The 6,663-nt window shown below is 55.4% G+C and carries 5 protein-coding genes and 1 pseudogene; all 6 read left to right on the top strand.

Going from position 1 to position 6,663, the window contains the following annotated elements; translation table 11 throughout:
* Positions 1–1,893, top strand: a 1,893-nt coding sequence (gene tssI / locus J8I29_RS28185) for a type VI secretion system tip protein TssI/VgrG (RefSeq protein WP_209434192.1), incomplete at its 5' end; no start/stop codon positions are given.
* A gap of 9 nt (positions 1,894–1,902) precedes the next feature.
* Complete coding sequence (locus J8I29_RS28180) at positions 1,903–3,063, top strand: DUF2169 domain-containing protein (protein ID WP_209434191.1); 1,161 nt, start codon at positions 1,903–1,905, stop codon at positions 3,061–3,063.
* 859 nt (positions 3,064–3,922) lie between these two features.
* Positions 3,923–4,573 carry a hypothetical protein gene (locus tag J8I29_RS30170; RefSeq protein ID WP_245197445.1) on the top strand — a complete coding sequence of 217 codons (651 nt, stop codon included), beginning with the start codon at positions 3,923–3,925 and terminating at the stop codon, positions 4,571–4,573.
* A gap of 15 nt (positions 4,574–4,588) precedes the next feature.
* Complete coding sequence (locus tag J8I29_RS28170) at positions 4,589–5,668, top strand: hypothetical protein (protein ID WP_209434189.1); 1,080 nt, start codon at positions 4,589–4,591, stop codon at positions 5,666–5,668.
* A gap of 15 nt (positions 5,669–5,683) precedes the next feature.
* On the top strand, positions 5,684–6,148 hold the full coding sequence (locus tag J8I29_RS28165; protein ID WP_209434188.1) for a hypothetical protein: 465 nt from the start codon (positions 5,684–5,686) through the stop codon (positions 6,146–6,148).
* Positions 6,149–6,323: 175 nt separating this feature from the next.
* Positions 6,324–6,663, top strand: a pseudogene (locus J8I29_RS28160) (hypothetical protein); the annotation flags it as partial.

Raw genomic sequence — 6,663 nt, 5'->3', positions numbered from 1 at the left:
GAGGGCGGTTCGGCCGGCTCGGTCGCCGCCAAGCATGTCATGCACATCGCCTCGCATGTCTCGGGCTATACCAGCGGGCCGGAAACCGACGTGCGCCTCGCCATGGGCTCGACCGACCGCAACCATCTCACCAAGTTCGAGCGCAGCTTCACCTATGTGCCCGGCAAGCGCTCGGCGGGAGACTGGAACTTCCTTACCCCCGGCTCCGTGCCCTCGGGCGAGACGCCGAGCCTGATCTCGCTGCCGGGCAACGAGGCTTATGAGCTCTATGAATATCCCATGGTCGGCGGCTATGGCTCGGACAGCGCCTCGGAAGGCATCGCCAATGACCGGGTCGAGCGCCAGTCCAAGCTGAGGATGCAGGCGGCCGAGGCCGATTACGAACGCATCGAAGGGGCCTCCACCATCCGCACGCTCTCGCCCGGCCGGCGCTTCAAGCCCTATGACGTCGCCAATCCCGGCAATGCCTATGAGGAGCACGTCACCTTCCAGATCGTGCATGTGGCGCGCGACCGCTCCTATGAGACCAATGAAGGGGATCCGGACTATTCCAACCGCTTCATGGCCCTGCCGAGCCGGGTGCCGGCCACGCCCCACCGCTCGACGCCGCGCCCGCGCATCGACGGCACCGACATCGCCATCATCGCCGGCCCGCCGGGCGAGGAGATCCACCCCGACAAATATGGGCGGGTGAAGGTGTGGTTCCCCTGGGACCGCCGCGCCAAGAAGGACGGCACCGACACCTGCTGGATCCGGGTGGCGCAGAACTGGGGCGGCGGCAATTGGGGCGGCCAGATCATCCCGCGCGTGGGTATGGAAGCGATCGTTTCCTATCTCGGCGGCGACCCCGACAGGCCGATCATCACCGCGCTGGTGCCGAATGCCGCGCAAAACGTGCCCTACCAGCTGCCCGAGCACAAGACCAAGAGCATCTTCCGCTCCAACACCTACAAGTCCAAGGACCCGACCAAGTTCAACGAATTCTCCTTCGAGGACGCGCCGGGCCAGGAGAATTTCCACCTGCACGCCCAGAAGGACATGACGAGCAAAGTGCTCAACAACCAGATCCACACGGTGGATGCCAGTGCCCTGCATTCCTACGGTCAGCAGCACCAGCTCACCGTGGGCGCCAATATGAACCATCAAGTCGGCGGCGGGCTCAACCAGGTGGTGGGGGCGACGACGGGCGCCGGGGCGGCTGCCCTCCTGGCGCCGCTCGCCGGCCTGATGGGCCAAAGCGCCGGCATGCTGCAGCAGGCCATGGCGATCGCCGTGCAGGCGGCCGCGAGCCAGCCGGGCAGCGGCGGTGGGGAGGAAGGAGGCGGTGCGACTGGGACGGGTGGTGGCCAATCCCAGCCTAGCAATGGCGGCATATTCTCAACTCCACCTTTCGTGCCGCCCGCCGATGTTGGTGGGCAGGGCGGCTTAGCCGGCGGTATTGCCAGCGCCTTGACAGGCAATTTGCTCGGCGTCGCCTCGGGTGGTTTCGATAAAGCCCTGATGACAGCCGCCAATGTCGCGGCTCCAGCCCTCTTCCAGACCGGCGGCGCACCGATAGCCGCAGCCGGTACGGCCGCCCTTGGCGCTCTCGGGGCGCTCATAGGGGGTGGGGATCATAACCTGACGGTTGGCCGGATGCAGACCAGGAATGTGGGTGTGGCCTCAACAGAGCAGGTCGGCACGGCTAAGATTACGACGGTGGGCGCGGTTGCGATGGAACGAGTTGGGCACACCAAGACAATTAAAGTTGGTGAGCAATTCATTATCGAATGCGGAGCTTCAAAACTGATCATGAACAAGGAGGGACATGTTGTCATCCTGGGTACGAAGTTTCATTTCGAAGCCAGCGGGCATGTGCAGGTGATCGGTCATCCCATTGATCACAATCTGTGAGGCCTCTCTATGCTCGGCAAGAATAGTACTCCCTTTGCCGCAATCGCATTCGAGCAGATGCATCGAGACGGGGATAACATGGCAGTGGTCGCCGTGCGTGGGTCATATGAACTATCCGCCGACGGTGAGCTGAATATCGGCCCTTCCCAAGCCGTGGTTTTGGCAGATGAATATGAAGGAGATCCGCATACCACGCCGCTGTTGCGTGTATCCGACTTAATCCCGTTCAAACCGGCCAGCGATGTCACGATTCTTGGCTATGCTTACTCGCCAAAGGAACAGAATTGCCCTTTCCACTTCGGCCTCAGCATTGCTGGGCGCGAATATTGGCTTCGTTGCCATGGCGAGCGGACCTGGGAAGCTGTTGGTCGGGATTGGCAAGCGTTAGCTCAATCTACAAAAGACAGTATGCACCAGCACGCAGCTTCAAGCTACATCTGGAAGTTGAGTGCTTCAGTGCCTTTGTCTCGCATTCCACTCGACTATGCCATGGCCGCGGGTGGCGAAATTGTTGGCGCACAGCGGTATTTGGCTGATCCTCGAAATCCGCGTGGTGCGGGCATTTTACATCCAAGTTTCGTTCTGGATAATAAAAACTTTCCTGCACCATCAATCGATAGCGAAGAGGCACCCGTCACTTCTCCATTTGAAGCCTCCGAACCCCAGGGGACGGCGCCAATACCCCCTTGGTGGGCCTGGCGCCAGCGTTATGCGGGTACATACGACGATACGTGGAAGCGAGAACGTTATCCACAATTACCAAAGGATTTTAGTTATAGCTTCTATCAAAGCGGGCACCCGAAACTTGTATGGAAGGAATATTTGCGGGGAGATGAAACTATTACCTTATATCGTCTTACGCAGAGTAAGGAGCGATTGACCTTTGTGCTACCCGCTATGGTCCCAATTGCCCGATTCCTGTGGCGAGATGATCGTGAGGTAATTGCTCGCCTCAATCTCGACGGCGTTCACATCGACATGCGAGAAGGGCCCCCCTGGCGTGTTGATCTGACTTGGCGGGCTTGGATCGCAGTCTGCCCCCTTTTCTTCAAGGTAGATCTCAAACTAGCGAGACTCGATCACCCTTTACTGCATGATCTGCCGATAGTTGGTGAATTTGGTTTGGAAGATGCGCCGGGGCGCCGGATGGAGGAGCAATATGAGCGTTAATCCATCGTCGCAGCTTCCCTCGCAAGTAGCATCGCCCTTGCAACCTCTGTCTCTCAGGACAACCCCCAATCCGCTCGAGGGAAGCCGTGACACGGGTAAAGGGCTTCTAGTTTCGATTCTGCCAGATATTTGCTGGACGCCGGTTGGCGGTATCATGGTTCCAGTACCTTACATCATTCACGCTTATCAAGCCGACGATGCGAACACGACTGCAAGCGTCCGGCAGACAAGCCTGCGCTCTCACACTGCCAAATCATTGATCACCAAATGCTATGGGGACGAGGCTGGGACTGGAGGTGGTATTTTTTCTGGTACGACCGCTAGCATCTGTGAGCCAAAAACTTGGTCTCCTACTGTACGTTTTGAAGGGCACGGTGTCGTTAGGCATACCGATTTGTGGTGGATGAACAAGCGCAACACCATTGGTAAGCTCAGCTATATCGAGGACGTTGATGTCCACCAGCCCGCGACAGCTCACGGCCTACCTCCAACGCCGACTGAAAAGGAGGGCGTTGTCAGTGATGCGATTCCTGATCCGCTGAGAGGGGTGTACGCACAAAACGCCGCGCCAAATCCTCAGTTCGCAGGAAGTGCTCTGCCAAATTCACAAGTGAATCCAACACCGAGTCCAGTAAATCCGCCATCTCCAAGCGTAAGACCACCAGTATCTCCGCCAGGAAGTAATGTAATTAGAGGGCCGTGGCCTACATCTATACCTCCAGAATTGACGAGTCCTACCGCTGCTGCCAGGCTTGGACCTTTAGTGGGAGGAATAACTATAATAGGGGGCGGTCTAGGCTTGTGGTCAGGGAATATAATTGCAAATAATCCCGACGCTTTTGATACAGAAGATAATCCCATGTTGGGTGCCATGATGGGGGATGGCGCTGTTCTCGCCGCTGTTGCTAAGATGAACCGAGATCGACGGGACGCTGAGCAAGAGCAGCCGCAGGCCCAACCCAATGTGCGGACCTCGCAGGATCCAAAAAGGCGCCTCCAGTACCCTTGTATTGTTGGTACATATTCCCAGATTAAGTCGATTTGCTCAGCTGCACAATGTGAGGGACAGGCCCATCACATCATTCCTGATTTTACTAAGCGATATGGTAATCGGGAGGATGGTGTAGCAGGTCGGAAGCGCATACCAGGCATGCCCACATTTAATGATGGAGCGTCCATCTGTTTGAATGGCATGGCTGCGGAGGAGCAATCAGAGCATGCTGAAGCTCACGGTGCGGATGCTCTCATTGAGGGGTTAGGCTCTGGAAAGTCCTACTATCCAGCTGGAACGGCACCTATACTGTTAATTGCTGCGGAAGCCACCAACCAGCTCTTGATGATGAAAGCAGGGGATATAGAGTGCATCGCGAAAATTCGAGCCGCTGTTGCCGCAGAACTTTTACCAGTCAATTCGAATTTGCTAGGTAGGACAACACCAGATGCACTGCCTCCGATTGGTTCACCGCAATATGACGCGTTGAGCCGGGGCATGACAGCGACTAGACATTGATGCGAGGGTATCTACATGATCACAACAGCTTCCCCACCGCCGCTGACTTTCTCGCGAATGCGCGCTGTATCTAAGGATATTCTTTATATCGCAGCTGTGCCGGATGCAAATGAAGTTGGTTCGGCTTTTACGCGCCTTTGTCAATATAATAACGGAGATTGGTCGTTTAGAAATTATGATTTCTCGACTGAGAGTCTCGCCTTGTTCAAAGCTCCATCGGTTGAATTCCGAGTGATGTATGTTCTCTCCGGTTCGGGTGAAGTCCGAAATGTCGACGATGAATATGCTCGCGAGTACACTGTAACCCCCGAACAGGCGTCTGACTTCAAAAGAAAATACCGCATGGGGCGATCGCTCAATATGCGGCAGATCGGAGATCGACTCTATGTCGTCGGAGATGGTGGGCAGAATTTCAGAAGGGAAGCTGACGGGTTATGGAGTCCGTTAGATACGTCGATTTTTGATCCCTATGTTTCGTCAGATTGGGCGGAAGAGGCCCTCGATCCCGCTGGAGGCTGGGACAAGTTGTTCAAGTTATTTGAGGAAAATACATCTGAAGCCACGGAGTTCAGACGGAAGGGAGAGCTCCGAGCCCGAAATACCATGCTTACCCGTGTTTATGGACTTTCAGAGGATGATATTTATCTTTGCGGAGCAAAAGGGGCCTTTTTTCATTGGGACGGCTCGGTAATGCGGAAGATCGCAGGTGATTTCTCAGAATCGCTGACAGGAATTGTCGCTGAAAGCCATAGTAAGGTATGGGTCTGTGGACGCGGCGGTTTACTTATGGTGGGAAATGCCGATGAGGGATTTCGTATTATATCGAACACAGGTATACACGCATTCACTTCTATAGCTATATTTGATGGAATAATATACTTAAGCAGTATATCTCAACCTCGTGGTTTGTTCATGTACGATGGCAGAAATTTCCAGCGTGTTCATTCGAGTTTAACGCCCGGCATCGAAGATGTAAGTCAAATTGATGCTGTGGATGGTGCTTTGTGGGTGATGGGGCAGAAGGATATTCTACGCTTTGATGGCACTCAATGGGAGAGAATTCAACATCCTGAAAATCCACCAATTGGGCGGTAAAGGGGCTTTAGTAGGATGACCCCCAGCCAGATGTGTGCAGGCGTTAATCGGCTAGTTGAGCCTCTTTTCTTTCCGCTACTTTGTGAAGAGCTCAATATATTATTGCCTCGCTGGGAGAGCATTCACGATACTCCTTTTGAGGTGAATTCACGATCTCATGCATTGATTTTACACTTTAAGTATTGGGAAAATTCGAGGAGCGGCACAGCGGACGAGCAGAGTTTGATTCTTGAGAAAATCACATTTTTCAGAGATGCAAATCTGCCATTCGACCTTGACCGTGATAATGAAACACCAGTGACTGCGCTTTTAAAACTTAGCCGCGATACTGTAAGGGGAGAGGAACAGTCGATATCGCATTTTATGACTGAAGGGCTTGTGGTCGAGGTTGCATTCGGGGCCGACTTCGTTGGAATCCAGCGAGTGCGCGTGGCGCGACTGGGCGCGCCAATTGGGCATAACGATTTCACGAGACGGTAAGTTTTTGCCTCCATTTTTGCGGCTCTGTTGGGCGGCGCTTGTGATTGACGCCGTCCGCGCCATTGGCGCGTAAGGTGCTGGCCCGCCATAGAGCGTCTCAATTACGGCGGTAGTGCGCTCTATTCGGCACCTAGGTGGGGCGCGTCGTGCCTTTATGTCTCGGCTTGCACGTATCATGGTTCCCGGTCTGCCTTATCATGTCACCCAGCGGGGCAATGGGCGGCAATGCACCTTCTTTGGTATCGAGGATTATGCCTTTTACGGTGACTGCCTCACGGTCCATCGCCAGGTTGCCGGCGTCGAGGTGTGGGCCCGGTGCCTGATGCCCCATCACATGCATCGCATTCTCGTGCCGCCTAATCCGGATGGCCTGCGGCGGGCCTTGGCGCCAACCATCGGCGCTATGCCGGCCATGTCCATGCGCGTGAGAAGCGGACGGGGCATTTTTGGCGAGGGTGCTATGGCGCGGTTGCCATGGATGAGGCGCATCTCCTGCACGCGGTGCGCTATGTCTG

Source organism: Labrys sp. LIt4, from assembly GCF_017813775.1.
Classification (GTDB): Bacteria; Pseudomonadota; Alphaproteobacteria; order Rhizobiales; family Labraceae; genus Labrys; species Labrys okinawensis_A.
This window is presented reverse-complemented; position numbering and strand designations above follow the sequence as displayed.

What these genes read in the sequence shown, in the direction of transcription:
- J8I29_RS28180 (WP_209434191.1), top strand. Translation starts at nt 1,903, where the DNA reads ATGCTCGGCAAGAATAGTACTCCCTTTGCCGCAATCGCATTCGAGCAG.
- J8I29_RS30170 (WP_245197445.1), top strand. Translation starts at nt 3,923, where the DNA reads ATGTTGGGTGCCATGATGGGGGATGGCGCTGTTCTCGCCGCTGTTGCT.
- J8I29_RS28170 (WP_209434189.1), top strand. Translation starts at nt 4,589, where the DNA reads ATGATCACAACAGCTTCCCCACCGCCGCTGACTTTCTCGCGAATGCGC.
- J8I29_RS28165 (WP_209434188.1), top strand. Translation starts at nt 5,684, where the DNA reads ATGACCCCCAGCCAGATGTGTGCAGGCGTTAATCGGCTAGTTGAGCCT.